Source organism: Paraburkholderia aromaticivorans (assembly GCF_002278075.1).
Classification (GTDB): domain Bacteria; phylum Pseudomonadota; class Gammaproteobacteria; order Burkholderiales; family Burkholderiaceae; genus Paraburkholderia; species Paraburkholderia aromaticivorans.
Genome location: NZ_CP022990.1, coordinates 788507 through 805797 on the forward strand (window position 1 = coordinate 788507; position 17291 = coordinate 805797).

The window sequence follows — 17291 nt, forward strand, 5'->3', positions numbered from 1 at the left end:
ATGCCGACCCTTCGGAACCCTACCGGTAAATAGAGCGTGCTGCCCGATGTGTCGCAGGCGTGAGACAACGCAAATCTCGAACGAATGTGCGATTTCACCAGCGCCGCGGAACGGAATTCAATACTGTGTTGGACACCGCGCACAGCGGTACTTGACCGTCGGATTTTGAACCGCCAGAACAGACGACATGATGCAAAAAAACCTTTCTTAATCCAGACTTGTTTATATGGCGCTCGAAAGCAGTTTCGCTTATCGTTAAGCCCATGCGCCACATAGAGCGCCTGTATCAGGCCAACGAGGTAAAAACGGCTGATGTAATTCGGGGAAAGGTCGTCTGGCGTTACAACGGTGAACACTGGTTGCGCCACCCGTCCGATGTGTAGCACCTCGCGGCTCGCGCCGCCTGCTCCATGCTCCCCGTGATTGCCGCTACCGTGAGTCCGTCGCCGCCCGGCTGCGAAAAGCCGGTGCCCGCGGCGGCGTAATCCCCGGCCGGGTCCGCGCAAACGGACCGGCTGGCTCAGTTGGCCGGAAGCCGGCAGCTTGCCGGTTTGTCGAAGTACATTGCAGAGCAGTCCTGAGAGCAGCATCGAACCGGGGGTAACATGAATACGACTTGCACGCATCTCGACACGGAACGAACCGTTTTATATGTGTCGAATTCGCCGGATCAGAAACTCACCGCCTTTCTGGCGGCTTCTGGCTGGCAGGCGGTGCATGCAAAGAGCACGGCCGTCGCCGAACGCATGATCGAGCGCGGCAATATCAAGGTGGGGCTCGTCGAACTGCCGGGCGAGTGCACCTCCCAACATCTGTCCGCGCTGGCGTCCTGCATGCGGCGCGTCGAAACCAACTGGGTCGCCCAGATCGCGCCGGGTCAGGCGGAGAACGAACTGGTCAGCCGCTTCATCCTCGACTATTGCTTTGACTTCGTGACACGGCCGTGGCTGAACGAGCGGCTCGTGTTCGCGCTCGGCCACGCGCATGGCCTGTCGAGTCTGCGGCATGTGGAAGTCGCGCCGGAGCCGTCGCTCGGCCGCCACGGCATGGTCGGGCAGTGCGAAGCCATGCAGCAGTTGTACCGCCGTATCGACAAATGCGGCGTGACCGACGCGCCGGTGTTCGTCGCCGGCGAGTCGGGCACCGGCAAGGAGCTGACCGCCCGGGCCATTCATGAACGCTCGCCGCGCGCCGGGCGCGCCTTCGTCGCGATCAATTGCGCGGCGATCCCGCCGAGCCTGCTGCAAGCCGAGCTGTTCGGCCACGAACGCGGCGCCTTCACGGGCGCGCTCCAGCGCAAGATCGGCCGGATCGAGAGCGCTCACGAAGGCACCCTCTTTCTCGACGAAATCGGCGATATGCCGCACGAGTGCCAGGCAGTGTTGTTGCGCTTCCTTCAGGAAGGCACGATCGAGCGGCTGGGCGGCAATGGGCCGATCAAGGTCGACGTCCGGGTCATTTCGGCGACTCACGTCGATCTGGACAAAGCGGTCGAAGACGGGCGCTTCCGCTCCGACCTGTATCACCGCCTGTGCGTGCTGCGCCTCGTCGAGCCGCCGCTGCGCGAGCGCGGCGGCGACATCAAGCTGCTCGCCAACTATGCGCTCAGCATGTACAAGCAGGACGGCGCGCGCAAACTGCGCGGGCTGTCGAGCGATGCGATCGTCGCCATGTCGAACTATCCGTGGCCGGGCAACGTGCGCGAACTGATCAATTGCGTACGCCGCGCCGTGGTGATGAGCGAGGGCCGCTTCATCACAGCCGGCGATCTGGGTCTGCCGGAAGCCGAAAATGGACCGGCCGTGACGCTGGCGGAGATTCGCAGCAAGGCCGAGAAAAACGCCATCGAGCACGCTTTGCAGCGGCATGGCTACAAGTTGTCCGAGGCGGCGGCTGAACTCGGCATTTCGCGAGCCACGCTGTACCGGCTGATGCACGCCAACCGGCTGCACCAGGAACCGCCGGCCGGACGCGCCTCGACGCCCGGCGGCGGCGCGGATGCCGACGACGAGGCGGAGCGGAAGGCGCCTTCGCTGGTGTGACCCTGCGCTTGATCTGCGCTTGACCTGCGCTTGACCTGCGCTTGACCCGCGTTCGCTCCGCGTCGCGGCTGCGTCGCTCCATTCCGTCGAGTCCGGGCGGTGTCTCACCGCGCGTCATCCCCTGGATGACGTGAAATGGCGCCGCAATGACGCCTCGCGCGCCTATCGTCGGCACGCCGGCATTGTTATGCTGAAGGCCGTTCATCCATCCGGGAGCGGACGTGGCCGACCAGCACGCACCGGCGCTCGAGCGCCGTTCCTCGTCAGTCCTGCCCGCTCAGGCGAGCCCGTGCGATGCGCTCGCCATCCGCGCGCACCCTGCCAGTCTCGTTCACCCGTGCCGGCGTAAAAAACTCGCGCTGGCCGCGACCATTCTCGGCTCGAGCATGGCCTTCATCGACGGTTCCGTGGTCAATGTCGCCCTGCCGTCCATCCAGACCGAACTGGGCGCCAGCGTCGCGGCGATCCAGTGGGTCGTCGACGCCTATCTGCTGTTTCTCGGCGCGTTGGTGCTGGTGGGCGGCTCGCTGGGCGACAGGCTCGGCCGGCGCACGGTGTTCATCGCCGGAATCGGGTTGTTCACCCTGGCCTCGATCGGCTGCGGCCTCGCGCCGGGCGCCGCCGCCCTGATCGCCGCGCGCGCCGTGCAAGGCGTGGGCGCGGCGTTGCTGGTGCCGAGCAGCCTCGCCATCATCGGCGCGGTGTTCGACGACACCGAGCGCGGCCAGGCAATCGGCACGTGGGCGGGCGTGGGCGCGATCACCTCGGCGCTCGGTCCGGTGGCGGGCGGCTGGCTCGTCGACGCGTTTTCGTGGCGGGCCATTTTCTTCCTGAACGTGCCGATTGCCTGCGCGACCGTCGCGCTGGCGGTCATGGCCGTGCCGGACAGCCGGCAGGACGACGAAGGCGACCCGGCCACCCGGCTCTCCCCGTCCGCAGGACATGTAGCGCCCCGCCTCGACTGGGCGGGCGCGGCCACGGCCACCGCCGGGCTTGGCGCCTTGACCTACGGCCTGACCCTCGCCTCCGCGCGCGGCTTCGGCGACCGCTGGGTGCTGGCGTCGGTGCTGGGCGGCCTGCTGGTGCTGAGCGCTTTCGTCGCGATTGAAGCGAAAACCCGCAATCCGATGATGCCGCTCGACGTGTTTCGTTCGCGCGACTTCGTCGGGGCCAATCTGGTCACGCTGCTGGTCTACTTCGGGCTGGGCGGCGCGCTGTTCTTCCTGCCGTTCACGCTGATCCGCGCCTATGGTTACAGCGCGACCCAGGCGGGCGCGGCGTTATTGCCGGTGCCGGTAACCATCGGCCTGCTGTCGCGGTTTACCGGCGGCCTGACGACCCGCTACGGCGCGCGGGTCCTGCTGAGCGTGGGCCCGGTCGTCGCCGCGGCCGGCTTCGCGATGCTCGCATTGCCGTGGGTGCGCGGCGAATACTGGCGCGGCTTTCTTCCCGCGCTGGCCGTGCTCGGACTCGGCATGACCATCACTGTGGCGCCGCTCACGACAACGGTGATGAGCGCCGTGCCCGCCGCGCGCACGGGCGTCGCGTCGGGCATCAATAACGCGGTGGCGCGGGTGGCGAGCCTGCTGGCGATCGCGGTGCTGGGCATCGTGTTCGTGTGGTCGCACGATGCGGCGCTCGATGCGCGGCTCGATGCCCTGCATGTGCCGCGGGCGGCGCGCGCGGCAGCGAGCCTGGCGCAAGCCGGGAGGGGTTCGGACGCCGCGCCACCGGCCGCTGAGCACGGTACGCCGGATGCAAAGCCGGGGGATGCACAAGCGGCTGGGCGGGCGACGCAAGCCGAAGCCGCACCGGCTACGGCTCAAACCCAGCTGGACGCTTCGCGAGCGCAGCCCGGTCTGGCGCGCGCGCAGACCGACGCGCTCGGCGCGGCATTGCGCGCGGTGGCGCTGGTGTCGGCGTTGTGCGCGTTGGCCGGCGCGGCACTGGCGGCCTTGACGATCCGCTCGCAACGGCCGCTTTAGAGTCGCGACGCCGGACCCACGGCGCGCGCACGGCCATCCATCCACAGTTCAGATCGCGCTGAAACGTCGCCGCGCGGCGCCCGCCATACTGCAGGCATGGTGCTTCAAACCACGACCCTCGACCCTGGACCCACCGGGAGCTTGCACATGACGATAACCTGCTTCATCCGCTATCAGATCGATCCGTTCCAGCGCGATGCCTTCGACGAATACGCCCGCAACTGGGGCCGCATTATTCCGCGCTGCGGCGGCCACCTGGTTGGCTACTTCCTGCCGCACGAAGGGACCAACGACATTGCATGGGGCTTGATTGCATTCGACAGCCTCGCGGCCTACGAAGCGTACCGCGCGAGATTGCGCACCGATGCCGAGGCGCGCGAGAACTTCGTGATGGCCCAAACGAAGCGTTTCATTCTGCGCGAAGAGCGCACCTTCACCGAAGTCGCGGCGGGCACCCTGGGCGTGCCGCCGGTGCATGCGGCGGCGTGATTGCAATCGTGCGGCGTCGAGCGGCGGGTCGACACGCCGCTCACATGGCGCGCGATTTCACCGAAATCGTCACCGCGGCGCGTGCCCTCAGGCCCTGCACGTCGGCTCGGGAATTCCCGAGCATGACGGCCGACATCCGGCAGGCCGGCGCTGACTGACAGGCCGGGTTTTTGCTATTCGGAAGTGCCGTTGCGTCAGCCTTTCCAGACCTCCCGCGCCGCGCGCGCCGGCCGCCGGAGGAACTTGTACGGCCCGAGCCCTGTCGGTTCAGGGTCACGCCGCTGAACCAATCCGTCCGTACCGGCACAGGCATCCGCTTCTGCCCCCGCTTTAAACCCTATGCGCAAACTACTCCAAGCCTGCTTTTTCTTTCTTCTCGCCCTGGGCGCGCCGCCGGTCTTCGCCGCGGCCGCACCCGCCGCACCCGCCTCGTCGGCCTCCGGTCCCGGGGTGACGCTCACGCCCGAACAGGCTCGCCAGGCGCTCGCCGTCCTCAACGATCCCAAGCGCCGCGCGCAGGTTGCCGATACGCTGCAGGCCATCGCCGCCGCCGGCGCCCTCAGCGCGCCGCCTGCTTCCGCGCCCACGGCCGCGTCGGCGCCCGCGGCGGCGAGCGGCGCCGCCGCCCTCGTGCCGGCGGCGTTCAAATCGAATGGCCTTGCTTCGCAAGTGGCCCGTCAGGGCGCGCATTGGGCCGTGCGCCTCGGCAAGTCCGCGCGCAGTTCGGTCGGAGCGCTGCTGGATGTCTCATCGGTGCGCGCCTGGTGGCAGTGGCAATCGACCAGCCCGCAAGCGCGCGCGGTACTGGGCCGGGTCGCCTGGTCGCTGCTGGCCGCGCTGATACCCGCCCTCGTACTCGAATGGCTCGCGCGCCGGCTGTTGCGCCGCGCCTACAAGGCGCTGGCCGCGCGCCGTGAAGCGGGCGACCAGGACGACGCGCCGCAAGCCGATCTGCCCGTGGACGTCGCGCCCCAAGCCGCCGACACCCCGAGCGCCGCGCCGCCGCTGCCCGTTTCCCCGCCTTCTCCAGTCGCGGCAGCACAGGCGAAAGCCGCGGCCGTGCCGGCCGGCACATCGGCAGCCACCTCGGCCAACGGCAAGCTCAGCGAAGTCAAAGGCAGGCAGAGCGCCAAACATCACTGGACGCTGCTGCAGCGCCTGCCGCGCGCGCTGCTGACCCTGGTGCTGCGGCTGTTGCCGCTGGTGGTGTTCGTCGGCGCGGCGAGCGCGCTGATGTCGATCTTCGCCGATGACGGCACGCCGCAAGACCGCGCACTCGATTCGCTCATCGACATCTACGTGCTGTGCCGCGTGATCGTGGTCGGCGGCGGATTCTTCCTGCAACCGGCCGCGCCGCGCCTGCGCCTGCTGCGCATGAGCGATGCGTGGGCAGTCTTCGTGCAGCGCTGGATCGTGCGGATCGTCAGCGTGGTGGGCGCCGGTTCGGCGCTCGCGGAGATCGCCCAGTCCCTCGGGTTGAACGACGCGGCACATCTCGCGCTGATGAAAGTGGTCGCGCTCGCCGGTCACATCATGATCTCGATCCTGCTGCTGCAATGCGCGAATCCGGTCGGCGAATTGATCCGCAAGCGCGTTGCCGCGCGCAAATCGCTGGAGATGGCCGGCAATGTGCTCGCCGAAGTCTGGGCCTGGTTCGCGGTGTTCGTCGTGATGGCGCTATGGTTCATCTGGGCGCTCGACGTGCGCAACGGCTATGAGACGCTGCTCCATCTCGGCGGCATTTCGCTGGCGGTGCTGGTGGGCGCGCGGGTCGTGTCGATCGTGCTGTTCGGCGCGCTCGCCCGGCTCTTCCATGTGCAGGACGACGCGGCGAAGTCGCTCGTGCACCAGCATGCGTACCGCTATTACCCGCTGGTGCGACGCCTCGTGGCCTGGATCATCGGCGCGGTGACCGCGCTCGCGCTGTTGCAGGTATGGGGCGTACACGTGGCCGACCTGTTTCGCACCGGCACGATCGGGCACCGGCTCGCGTCGGCGATCGTCACGATCGGCGTGGCGGCCGTCGTCGCGCTGCTGGTGTGGGAAAGCGTGAACGTGTCGGTCGAACAGCGGCTGGACCGTTGGACCACGAGCGGCGACCTCGTGCGCGCCGCACGCTTGCGCACCCTGCTGCCGATGCTGCGCAGCGCGCTCTTCTGCGCGATCGCGCTGGTGGTAGTGCTCACCGGCCTGAGCGAACTCGGCGTGAATATCGGGCCGCTGCTAGCGGGCGCCAGTATCTTCGGGGTGGCGCTCGGCTTCGGCTCGCAAAAGCTGGTGCAGGATTTCATCACCGGCATTTTCCTGTTGATGGAAAACGCCATGCAGGTGGGTGACTGGGTCACGCTCGCGGGCGTGTCGGGCACGGTCGAATATCTGTCGATTCGCACGGTGCGGCTGCGCGGCGGCGATGGTTCGCTCTACACGGTGCCGTTCAGTTCGGTATCCACGGTGAACAACACCAATCGCGGCATCGGCAATGCGGCGGTGAAGGTCAACATCGTGTTCGGCCAGGACGTCGATCTCGCCATCAGCACGCTGAAGGAAATCGGCGCCGCCTTGCGCGAAGACGATAGTTTCAAGGACGGCATCCTGTCGGACTTCAGTTTCTGGGGCGTCGATGCGCTGGACGGCTCGGCCATCACGCTGACCGGCCAGATTCAGTGTCGCGACAGCGCGCGCTGGGGCGTGCAGCGCGAAATCAACCGCCGCATTCTCGACCAGTTCCGCGAGCGCGGGATCGAGATCGCGAACCCGCAGCGCAATCTCTTGACGTGGGATCCGGACAGCGCGCCGGCGCGGATCGCGGCCGATGAAGCGCCCCCCGCGCCGCCCAGCGAAGCGCTCAAGGGCGAAGCGCGCGACGATGCGCGAGCGTCCGCCTCCGCCGCGGCTCAGCAAGCCGACGCGCCGGTGGAAGATCAGTTGCCCGTCGATCCTAAGCCGGCCGGCGGCCCAGGAACGCCAGCAAATCCCGGTTCAACCTCTGCGCATGAGTGAAGTAGAGCCCGTGACCGGCGCCTTCGTAGACCTGCAGCGACGCGCCGGGTATCAGCGCCGCGGTGGGTCGCCCGGTGAGCTCGAGCGGCGCGGAGGCGTCGCGGTCGCCGTGCAGGATCAACGACGGCACTTCGACACGCGCCAGTTCCGCGCGAAAATCGGTGCTGGTCTGCACGCGCGCCAGTTCCAGCATGGCCTGATGCGAGGTTTGCAGCATCAGGCGAATCGTCCAGTCGAGCGGCGCGCGCGACACGCCCGGCCCGAAGTACGGTCCCGCGTTCGCCTCGATCCAGTCGGGGAAGGAACGGCTCAGCGCGAGACGTCCCTGCTCGAATAGCGCGGCGTCGATGCCGTTCGGGTTGTCGTCGGTTTTCAGCAGATACGGCGTGGCGGCGGGCGCGACCAACGCAATGCGCGCCACGCGCGCCGAACCATAGCGCGTCAGATAACGCACGACTTCGCCGCTCGCGATCGAATGCGCGACCAGCGTGACGCCGCTCAGATCGAGCGCGTTCAGGACGCTCTCCAGATCGCCGGCAAGCGTGTCGAAGTCGTAGCCTCGGCCCGGGTCGCTAGAACGGCCATGCCCGCGCCGGTCATAGGCGATGCAGCGGCAAGCGAGCCGCGACAGCGGTTCCATCTGATACGCCCACATGTCGGCGTTCAGCGTCCAGCCTGAGAGGAACACGAGCGGCGTGCCCTCGCCCCACTCGCGGTAGAAAAGGCGTGTGTTGTCGGCGGTGCGGATGGTGTTCGGTTCGTCGGCGAGATACGGTGCGGTCGCGTTCATAAAAGCCTCCCATGCAACATCGTTGCGGCCTCGAGCGAGAATCGTGATGCCGTACCGCCACTGTGCCGGGCAACAGTAGGCGGGTCGATTACGTGGGAGGTAAAGAGGCAGGCGCACTCGAAAAGCGCCGCCATGCCGGAGCGCTACGGCACCTCCCACCAGCGCGGCAGCAACCGCCGCACCTCGGGCCGCCGATACCGGTCGTCGATCAGATGCACCACGCCCTGGTCGTGCTCCGTGCGGATCACGCGCCCGGCCGCCTGCACCACCTTCTGCAAACCGGGATACAGATACGTGTAGTCGTAACCGTTGCCGAACTTCGCCTCCATCGTGCGGCGCATCTGCTCGTTGATCTCATTCATCTGCGGCAAACCGAGCGTGGCGATGAACGCGCCGATCAACTGCTGCCCCACCAGATCGACGCCCTCCGAAAACGCGCCGCCGAGCACCGCGAAGCCCACGCCTTCGTTCATGGTGCGAAAGCGCGCCAGAAATGCGTCGCGCGCCGCTTCGTCCATGCCGGGTTCCTGCGCCCAGACCGGCAACTCAGGGTGCCGCTCGCGCATCAACGCGACCACCCGCTGCAAGTACTCGAAGCTGCTCAGAAAGCCCAGATAGTTGCCCGGCTGCGCCGCGTATTGCCTAGCGATCAGATCGACGATCGGAACGAGCGAACGCTCGCGGTCGCGCCAGCGCGTCGAGACGTTGCCGGCCACGCGCACCCGCAACTGCTCAGCGCGAAACGGTCCTTCGACGTCGAGCCATTGGGTCGCTTCGGGCAGCCCCAACGTGTCGCGATAGAAATGATGCGGGCTGAGCGTGCCGGAGAACATCACCGTGGTGCGCGCGGCTGCATAGCGCGGCGCGAGAAACGGCGCGGGAATCACGTTGCGCACGCAGAGCGTGGCACTGGTTTTGTCGCGGGGCGCGTAACGATCCGCGGCGAGCGTGATGTCGAAAATAGAATGCTCGCCGAACTGCTCGGCCAGCGCGACGAAATGCATGGCGTCGAAGAAAAAGCGCAGCGATGCTTCGTCGATGGAAAGCGGGGCTTCCGCCAGTTGATCCGTGACCGTGCCGATCAGGTCTTGCGCAGCGGAGAGCAGCTTGCCGGGGACCTCGGTGTAGACCTGATAGCTCGCGGACTGCGCGCGTTTGACGGCGTTCCACTCGCGTTGCAGCCGCTCGAGCGGCTTGCGCAAGATGACGGGCGCCGTTTTGCGCGCGAGCCGGAAGCTTGCCTGATCGAGCGACGCGGTGTACATGCGGCGGGCCCGGTCGAGCAGATTGTGCGCCTCGTCGACCAGCACGCCAACGCGCCACTGGTTGATCTGCGTGAGCGCGTACAGCATGGCGCTGCTGTCGTAGTAGTAGTTGTAATCGCCGACCACCACGTCGGCCCAGCGCGCCAGTTCCTGCGCCAGATAATACGGACAGATCTCGTGGGCGAGCGCCGCCTCGCGCACCGCCGCGCGCGTGAGGCGAGAGCCGGCCAGCGCGGCGCTGCGGGCCGCGTCGAGCCGGTCGTAGAAGCCGCGCGCGAGCGGACAGGCGTCGCCGTTGCAGGCTTTGTCGGGATGCTCGCAGGCTTTGTCGCGCGCGACCAGTTCGAGGGTTCGCAACGGCAGGTGCCCGGCGCCTCGATGGAGCGTGTCGATCGCGTCCAGCGCCAGCGCGCGGCCCGGCGTCTTGGCGGTCAGAAAGAACACCCGCTCGATCTGGTCAGACGCGCACGCCTTGAGCAACGGAAAAATCGTCGCAAGCGTCTTGCCGATGCCGGTCGGCGCCTGCGCCATCAAGGGCTTGCCGTCGCGCGCCGAGCGATAGACCGACACCGCCAGCTCACGCTGGCCGCTGCGAAACTGCCCATGCGGAAACTGCAACGCACCGAGCGCCGCGTTGCGCGCGGCCCGATGCGCCTCTTCCTGCACCGCCCAATCGAGAAAGCGCTCGCATTGCTCGACGAAGAAAATCTCCAGGTCGCGCGCGGTATGCGTTTGCGTCAGCAGCACCTCCTTCCGACTGCCGATATCGAAGTACACCAGCGCCACCGTCAACCCGGCGAGCCCGCGCGCGCGGCATAGCAAATGGCCGTAGACGAGTGCCTGCGCCCAATGCAAGGTGCGGTGATTGGCGGGCATGCGTTCGAGATCGCCGCGATGCGTCTTGACCTCTTCCAGCCGGTTCGCCGCCGGGTCGTAGCCGTCGGCGCGCCCGCGCACGGTCAGGCCGCGATGCGTGCCGGTCAGCGTGATTTCGGTTTCGTAGCCGCTCGCGCGCCGCCCGGCGACCGTCACGTGGCCCGCCATGCCTTCGAGCGAGGTGGGCGCCGGCGTGAAGCGCAGGTCCAGATCGCCGCGCCTCGCGGTGAACTCGCACATCGCCCGCACGGCGACCACGTAGGTCATGCGGTGGCCTCGGTGGTGGCCTCGGTGGTGGGCTCGGTGGTGGGCTCGACGGTGGGCTCGACGGTGGGCTCGGTGATCGCCTCGGTGATCGCCTCGGGGTTGGCCTTTGCGGTGGCCTCTATGGCGGCCTCGGTTCTGGCCTCCGTGGCGAACTCGCGTCTGCCTACTGCGGCGGCCCCGGCAGCCGCTTCATCCGCGCCGCCATTCGCGGTGAGTACTTCATCGGCCCAGCGCACGTCGAGCACGCGCACCGGCATGCCGTGCTGCGCGCAGTACGCGAGCCAGCGGATCTGGTTGTCCTGCAGGCGGTCGCCGGGACCTTTCACTTCGATCAATTCGTAGCGGCGCTCGGCCGGCCAGAAGCGGATCAGATCCGGCAAACCGGAACGATTGCCGCGAATATCGCGCAGCAAGCGCTCGAACCACAGTTTCAGGTGCGCGGCGGGCAGACAGTCGAGCGCCAATGCGACGAGTTCCGGCGAGAGCAGCCCCCAGAACACGAAAGGCGATTGCAGCCCCGCCTTGCTGTGCAGATGCCGCCAGATCGTTTCGCGATAAACGCCACTGTCGAGCTGCGCGAGACACGCGGCGAACTGTTGCGCACGACGCGCATGAAAATCCGGCGCGTGCAGATCGGCCGGACCACGCTGGAACGGATGAAAGAACGCGCCAGGCAGCGCCGCGAAGACTGGCTCCCAACACAGCAGCCCGAACAGCGAATTGATCAGCGCGTTTTCGACGTAATGAACCGGCGCGGTCTCGCGCGTCAAATGATCGCGAACGACGTACTCGACCGGCATGAGCGCGTCGGGCCGCGGCACCACCAGCGTGCTGCGCTCGACGGGACGCGCCGCGCTCGCCCGTGCGACCGGCAGGCCACGTTTGCGCTGCAAACGCACCAGCATGCGCGCGATGCGTTGCGCTTCCTCCTCGCTCTCCGGTGCCGCGGCGGCCTGCGAAGCCAGCGCGAACGCGTCGTCGAAACGCTCGCTGCGTTCGAGCACGCGCATGCGCCGATGACGCGCGCCAGGCCACGCGCATTGCTCGTAAACGGCGAGCGCGGCCGGCCAGTTCTGCCGCCGCTCGCACAGGTGGCCGATGCGAAACAACAGTTTCGCGCGCCGCGTTTCGAGCCAGGGGTTAGAGGTTTCGATTGCCCCGACGGCTCCGACCAGTTCGTCGATCGCGGCGACTTCCGCGTCGCCGCCGGGCAGCCATTCGAGCGCTTCGCGGCATGCGTGCAAGGCGAGATAAACGTCCACGTCCACGCGCGCCTGAAACGCGCGCGACGACGGCGCGAACGCCACCTTCTCGTACTGGAACACGCCGAGGTCGGCAAGCACGAACTCCGACCACTCCTGCTGCAAGTTGCCGAAGAACATCAGCCGCAGACGTTCGCAAAGCGGCGCGACCGCCACGTGAAGCACGCAATCCGTAGATCGGGCGTGCCATGCGCAGAGCGGACGTGCCGCGACGCTGTCCCCGTCGCGTTCGTCGAGATAGAACGCACGCACCGTTTCCAGCAGTTCCGGTTTGCGCAAGCTCTTGGCGCCGGGCATCAACGCGAGCGCATCCGCGAAAATCTCCATCAACTCGGCACGCGTGGTGAGCGCGAACAGATCGTCGAGCGTCAGGCCCGGCTCGGTGTCGACCCAGCCGAGCGCGGCGATCGGCGCCACCGCCTGCAACGGGCAGCCAATCTCCTCGTAAGCCAGGCGGCTCGCGCGGAACAGCGTGCCTTTGCGCATCAGCATGCGAACCAGCAGCGCACGCGAAGATTGCGGTAACGCGGCGAACTCGCGCACAAACGCCTGTTCATGCGCGTCGAACAGGTCGTCATAACGCTGCGCGAGCCACGCGAGGGCGCGCTCGAAGTTCAGCAGATAGTAGAAAGCGTAGGGAGAGGCAGGTGTTGCCACGGCACTGTCACGAAACCTGTATGTTTATACAGTGATGATAGCAAAATCCGTGAAGGCGCCGGCCACATCGGGTCAAAACAGCGTCAGGGCGCGGCGTGAAGGTACTGCCATTCGAAGCCGTTCGCGCCCCTGCTCACCCGCCCCGCCGAGCTCTGCGGAAAATGCGCGGTGAAGAGCGTTGCGCCGCGATCGGCCGCGTAGTTGAGCAACCAGTGCCGCGAGCGCCGCGCCGACGCGGCATCGCGGCAGAAGGTCGAGTTCCATTCGGGCCGGTAGACCTGAACAGGGTTATGCATCACATCGCCGGTAAAGATCGCCTCCTCACCGCGCGAGCGGATCGAAATCGACATATGGCCGGCGCTATGCCCCGGCGTGGGATGAAACTCGATGCCGTCGCGCCACGCGCCGCCCCTGGCAGGAATGGTGACCGCCTGGCCGGCTTCGATCACCGGCACGACGCTGTCTTCGAAAACCATACGGCGGCTGTCTCCCGCCGAAGTCGCGAAGAACGCCTGTTCCGCTTGCGGGAATACATATTTCGCATTCCGGAAGGTCGGCTGCCAGCGACCCTCGACCCACTGCGTATTCCAGCCCACGTGGTCCGCATGCAGATGCGTGAGCAGTACTTCGTCCACCTGCGCCGGCAAGACGCCCGCCTCGGCGAGACGCTCCAGATACGGGTTGTCCAGTCGATGAAACAGCTTGCTGAACGGCCGCTCCTTGAAATTGCCGATGCCGGTGTCGATCAGCACGGTCAGGCCGTCCATCTGCACGACCCAGGTGTGCACGCTCAGCTTCACCTCGTTGCGTTCCAGGTCGAGGCTCTGCGCCGAAAGCCGGCGGCTCAATTCGTCCGCGGCGGACGGCGTCCAATCCGGATAGAGCACCGCGGGTGCCAACGGAAAACTGGTTTCGCTGACGCGGGTAATGCGCGCGTCGCCTACCCTGTGCGCAAGAACCTCGATTGGCATGGTGTGTACTCCGTGAAAGTGCGGCGGCAGCCATCTGAGCGGTGACGCCGCGCTGCCGTGGCGAATGGCGTCACTATCGCAAATCCGGTGCGTGCCGGCCAATGCCGTTTTCTGCGGATGGCGATGCCTTGCCGGCATCGCCATGAACGCCGCGTCACGCAATCGTTCTCACCGGCGTGCGGCGCGCGGCCACGCCGTACAGCAGCGCGCTGAACGCGGCCGCCACGCCGCCGACGCAGGCCAGCGCCACGCCCAGACCGGCGCTGTGCCCGCCGAGCCGCTCGTTGATGAAGCCGACCGCGAACGGCCCGAGGCCGCCGCTGATCGCATTGGTGAGAAACACCAGCAACGCGATCGAACGTCCGCGCATGCGATTCGGAATCGCGATCTGGATCGGCACCGGCGCCAACGCCATCGCCACACTCGCCGCGAACGCGCACGCGCCATACAGCACCACCGCGATGTGCACGTCGCCGACGAGCGGCATCGCGATCGCGGCCGGCACCAGCAACAGCGCCGCCAACGCGGACAGCGCCAGCACTTTGCGCAGCGCGGCGGCGTCGCTCACGCGTCCGGCGAGCAGGCCCGCGCTCACCACGCCGAGTATGCCGCCGAACATGTAGGCCGGCGCCGCCATCTGCCCGACTACGCGCGGCGTTAGATGGAAGTGACGGATCAGCAGCGTCGGAAACCAGGCCGCGTGCGAGTAGAAGAGCGTGATCAGCGCGACATAGGCGCCGAAATACGGCAGACAGAAACGGTTCTTCACGAACAGTTCGCGCAGCACGTCTTTGAGCGGCGGTGTGCTGTCCTGAGCGGCTTCGTCCATGAAAACCCGGCCCGATGCCCGTTCGGTCGCGACGACGCGTCCCGCGGCGGCCGAACCTGGCGCAGTGGCGTCGAGTGCGGGCGACAGGCCACGCCGTTGCGGCTCGCGCACCGACAATGCGACGATCGCCGCCAGCGCCAGCCCCGGCAAGCCAACCGCGACGAACACAGCCTGCCATCCGTTCAAACCAGCGCCCGCGAGCCACGTGGCGCCCGCACCGTGTTCGAGCGAACCGAGCAGCATGCCGCCGCCGAACAGCGCCACGCCTCCGCCGATATACGGTCCGAGCATGAATACGCTGCTTGCCCGGGTGACTTTGCGCGGCGGGTACAGATCGCTGAAAATCGACAGTGCCGCCGGACTCAAACCCGCTTCCGCGATCGCGGTCCCGGCACGCGCGGCCAGCAATTCGCCGAAGTTGTGCGCGAAACCGCATAGCGCGGTGGAGACGGCCCAGATCGCCACGCAAACCGCGATCAGACGCACGCGATTGGAGCGATCGATCAGCCGCGCGATGAACACGCCCGCCGTCGCGTAACACAGCGTGAACGAAAAGCCTTGCAGCAAGCCGATTTGCGTATCGGTGAGCGTCAGCGTTTCCTTGATCGGTTGCACGAGAATGCTCACGATCTGGCGGTCGAGATATGAAAACGCAAAGCAGACAAAGAACAGAACGACGACGTAGGCGTGCCCACGACGCGTATCGGCATCGTCGGCATCGGACACGGTGGTGACTGCATTCATGGCGAATCTCCGGCTGGGCACGGCGAAGAAATGGTTTGCCTCGGTTCGATGAACGGCGTCATTGCCATTGCGCATCCGCGGCCAGCACGGCGAGACAGTCGCCCGGCTCGACGCGCGCATACGAGCGCTTGCACACCACCACGCCGTCGCCGGCAAAGCGGATCTCCTGGGGTGCGCTCCACGGCGCATACGGGTCGAACACCCGCGCGGCCAGTTGATCCTTTTCGACCCGGTCGCCGAGCGCGAAAACGGGTTCGGCAACACCCGGGCGCGAGGCGAACACGTAGTGCCGCGCGCCGTCCACTTTCAGCCAGCGGGAGTCGTGCCGCGGCGCGGGCGGATGATCGTCGGGCGTGACGCCGAGCGCGTGCAGCACGCGCCGCAGACCGTCCTCGACGATCGCCACGCCGTCGGGATTGCAGGCCGCGTAGCCGCCGAACTCGCCGCACAGGAACAGCTTGCCGTGCCGCTCGACAGCCGCGCCGTACGTGCGGTCCTCGCCGAGCAGATCCATGAGCATGGTTTGCGGCGCGGCAAACGCCTGCACCAGCCGCCGGTATTCGGCGCGGCGCGACGGGTCCGCGGGCGGCGCCGCGAGCAAGGCCGGCAGATGATCGAACGACGCACCGCCCGCGTGCAGATCGATCACCACGTCGGCACGCGGAAACAGTTCGGTATCCGCATAATGCGCAATCATCTCAGTGAGGTTGCCGTTGCGCGCGCCGGGAAAAACGCGATTCAGATTGCCACGGTCGATCGGCGAAGTGCGCGAGCCGTTGATAAAAGCCGGGAAATTCAGCGCCGGCACCACGATCAGACGGCCCTTGATCGAAGTCGCGGGCAAGCGCTGAATCAGCTTCATCAGCGCGACGGGACCTTCGTATTCATCGCCGTGATTGCCGCCTGTCAGCAGCACCGTGGGCCCGTCACCACCGTTGAGTACGGTAATCGGCACCGGAATATGGCCGTAAGCGGAGCGATCGTGCGAATACGGCACGCGCAATGTGCCGTTCTGCAGACCGGGGCGTTCATAGTCGATGTCGGTGCAAATCAGCGAGGGTGTGGACGGCATGGTTGTCTCCCGATAAGAAAGTGAGCCGGAGCGACGTCGTCGGATGACGGCGCGAGGCCATGCAATCAATATCGTCGAGGCAAAAAACCAGCGCCAATGCCGATTTTTAGGGTAGCCGATGCCTCAAAGGCATCGCAGCCCGGCCCTGCCCGCGGTTCACTTCTGCGCGTTGAGCAAGGCGATGAATTGCGCGAGCGCGGGGTTGCGATGCTGCTCGTGATACGCGAAATGCAGCGGCAGCGCGATAGACAGATCGGCCAGGTTGAGGAATTGCACCAGCGCCGGCGGCCGGTCGCGATTGGCCGAGTTGACGATCGCCGCGCCCACGCCCGCCGACACCAGCGAGAGAATCGCCGCTTCCGTCGATACTTCCTGCACGACGTCGAGCGTCAAACCGGCGCGCTCGCATGCGCCGATCAGGCGATCGTAGTAAGCGGGATAGACGTGCCGTGGGAACGTAATGAACGGCTTGCCGCCCAGTTGCGCGGCGCGCACCGTCTTTCGGCGGCCGAACGACCACGCGGCCGGCGCCGCCAGCACCACGCCGTTTTCGAGCAGCGGCAGACTGGTTATCTGCTCGGGCAGCGCGCCGAAGTGATAGATGAAGCCGCCGTCCAGCGTGCGCTGGTTGATGGCGTCCAGTTGCTCCGGCGTATTCATCGGCGTGAGTTCGATAGCCACTTGCGGCGCCGCCTGCTGGAAGGCTTGCAGCGCGTGCGGCACAAGGCCGCCCCATACCGCGTTTTCGACGAAACCGATCCGCACGTGGCCGCACACGCCCGCCGCGATGCGTTGCGCGACGCGCGCCGCCGACTCGACCTGCTGCAGAATACCGCGCGCCTCGCGCAGATAGGCTTCGCCCGCCAGCGTGAGTTTGAGGCCGCGCGGCGTGCGCTCGAACAGCGCGACGCCCACGGTTTCTTCGAGGTCCTGGATCTGCCGCGAAATGGCCGGCTGGGTCACGTGCAGTTGCTCGGAGGCGCCGCGCACGCTCGCATGCTCGGCAACGGCGACGAAGTAACGGAGATGCCGGAGTTCCATG

11 protein-coding genes are annotated in these 17291 nt (G+C 66.9%); 4 read left to right on the forward strand and 7 right to left on the reverse strand.

What is annotated here, in order from left to right:
- Positions 1–605: 605 nt before the first annotated feature.
- The 4 genes from CJU94_RS23250 to CJU94_RS23265 all read left to right on the forward strand — a co-directional run bounded on the left by CJU94_RS23250 (position 606) and on the right by CJU94_RS23265 (position 7516).
- A complete protein-coding gene (locus CJU94_RS23250) occupies positions 606–2042 on the forward strand; it encodes a sigma-54-dependent transcriptional regulator (RefSeq protein ID WP_095421030.1) in 1437 nt (478 codons plus the stop codon).
- Between the two features lie 221 nt (positions 2043–2263).
- Positions 2264–4027, forward strand: coding sequence for an MFS transporter (locus tag CJU94_RS23255; protein WP_095421031.1), 1764 nt, complete (start codon positions 2264–2266; stop codon positions 4025–4027).
- 147 nt (positions 4028–4174) lie between these two features.
- Positions 4175–4516, forward strand: a complete 342-nt coding sequence (locus tag CJU94_RS23260) for an NIPSNAP family protein (protein ID WP_095421032.1) — start codon at positions 4175–4177, stop codon at positions 4514–4516.
- Between the two features lie 339 nt (positions 4517–4855).
- Positions 4856–7516, forward strand: coding sequence for a mechanosensitive ion channel family protein (locus CJU94_RS23265; RefSeq protein ID WP_095421033.1), 2661 nt, complete (start codon positions 4856–4858; stop codon positions 7514–7516).
- Here CJU94_RS23265 and CJU94_RS23270 read toward each other — a convergent pair.
- From CJU94_RS23270 to CJU94_RS23300, 7 genes are all read right to left on the reverse strand, one after another.
- Positions 7455–8306, reverse strand: coding sequence for an alpha/beta fold hydrolase (locus CJU94_RS23270; protein ID WP_095421034.1), 852 nt, complete (start codon positions 8304–8306; stop codon positions 7455–7457). The two genes, CJU94_RS23265 and CJU94_RS23270, sit on opposite strands and share 62 nt — an antisense overlap.
- A gap of 143 nt (positions 8307–8449) precedes the next feature.
- Positions 8450–10714 (reverse strand): ATP-dependent DNA helicase, encoded by a 2265-nt coding sequence (locus CJU94_RS23275; RefSeq protein ID WP_095421035.1) that lies wholly within the window; start codon positions 10712–10714, stop codon positions 8450–8452.
- On the reverse strand, positions 10711–12633 hold the full coding sequence (locus CJU94_RS23280; protein WP_095421036.1) for a VRR-NUC domain-containing protein: 1923 nt from the start codon (positions 12631–12633) through the stop codon (positions 10711–10713). The genes CJU94_RS23275 and CJU94_RS23280 overlap by 4 nt, the downstream gene beginning before the upstream one ends.
- Positions 12634–12716: 83 nt before the next feature.
- Positions 12717–13604: an MBL fold metallo-hydrolase gene (locus tag CJU94_RS23285; RefSeq protein ID WP_095422757.1), complete on the reverse strand. Its 888-nt coding sequence runs from the start codon at positions 13602–13604 to the stop codon at positions 12717–12719.
- Positions 13605–13758: 154 nt separating this feature from the next.
- Entirely contained in the window at positions 13759–15177 is a 1419-nt protein-coding gene (locus CJU94_RS23290) for an MFS transporter (protein ID WP_095421037.1), read from the reverse strand.
- Positions 15178–15235: 58 nt separating this feature from the next.
- Entirely contained in the window at positions 15236–16249 is a 1014-nt protein-coding gene (locus tag CJU94_RS23295) for a succinylglutamate desuccinylase/aspartoacylase family protein (RefSeq protein ID WP_095421038.1), read from the reverse strand.
- A 156-nt stretch (positions 16250–16405) separates the two neighbouring features.
- Positions 16406–17290 carry a LysR family transcriptional regulator gene (locus CJU94_RS23300; protein ID WP_095421039.1) on the reverse strand — a complete coding sequence of 295 codons (885 nt, stop codon included), beginning with the start codon at positions 17288–17290 and terminating at the stop codon, positions 16406–16408.
- Position 17291 lies beyond the last annotated feature (1 nt).

What these genes read in the sequence shown, in the direction of transcription:
- CJU94_RS23250 (WP_095421030.1), top strand. Translation starts at nt 606, where the DNA reads ATGAATACGACTTGCACGCATCTCGACACGGAACGAACCGTTTTATAT.
- CJU94_RS23260 (WP_095421032.1), top strand. Translation starts at nt 4,175, where the DNA reads ATGACGATAACCTGCTTCATCCGCTATCAGATCGATCCGTTCCAGCGC.
- CJU94_RS23265 (WP_095421033.1), top strand. Translation starts at nt 4,856, where the DNA reads ATGCGCAAACTACTCCAAGCCTGCTTTTTCTTTCTTCTCGCCCTGGGC.
- CJU94_RS23270 (WP_095421034.1), bottom strand. Translation starts at nt 8,306, where the DNA reads ATGAACGCGACCGCACCGTATCTCGCCGACGAACCGAACACCATCCGC.
- CJU94_RS23275 (WP_095421035.1), bottom strand. Translation starts at nt 10,714, where the DNA reads ATGACCTACGTGGTCGCCGTGCGGGCGATGTGCGAGTTCACCGCGAGG.
- CJU94_RS23285 (WP_095422757.1), bottom strand. Translation starts at nt 13,604, where the DNA reads ATGCCAATCGAGGTTCTTGCGCACAGGGTAGGCGACGCGCGCATTACC.
- CJU94_RS23290 (WP_095421037.1), bottom strand. Translation starts at nt 15,177, where the DNA reads ATGAATGCAGTCACCACCGTGTCCGATGCCGACGATGCCGATACGCGT.
- CJU94_RS23295 (WP_095421038.1), bottom strand. Translation starts at nt 16,249, where the DNA reads ATGCCGTCCACACCCTCGCTGATTTGCACCGACATCGACTATGAACGC.
- CJU94_RS23300 (WP_095421039.1), bottom strand. Translation starts at nt 17,290, where the DNA reads ATGGAACTCCGGCATCTCCGTTACTTCGTCGCCGTTGCCGAGCATGCG.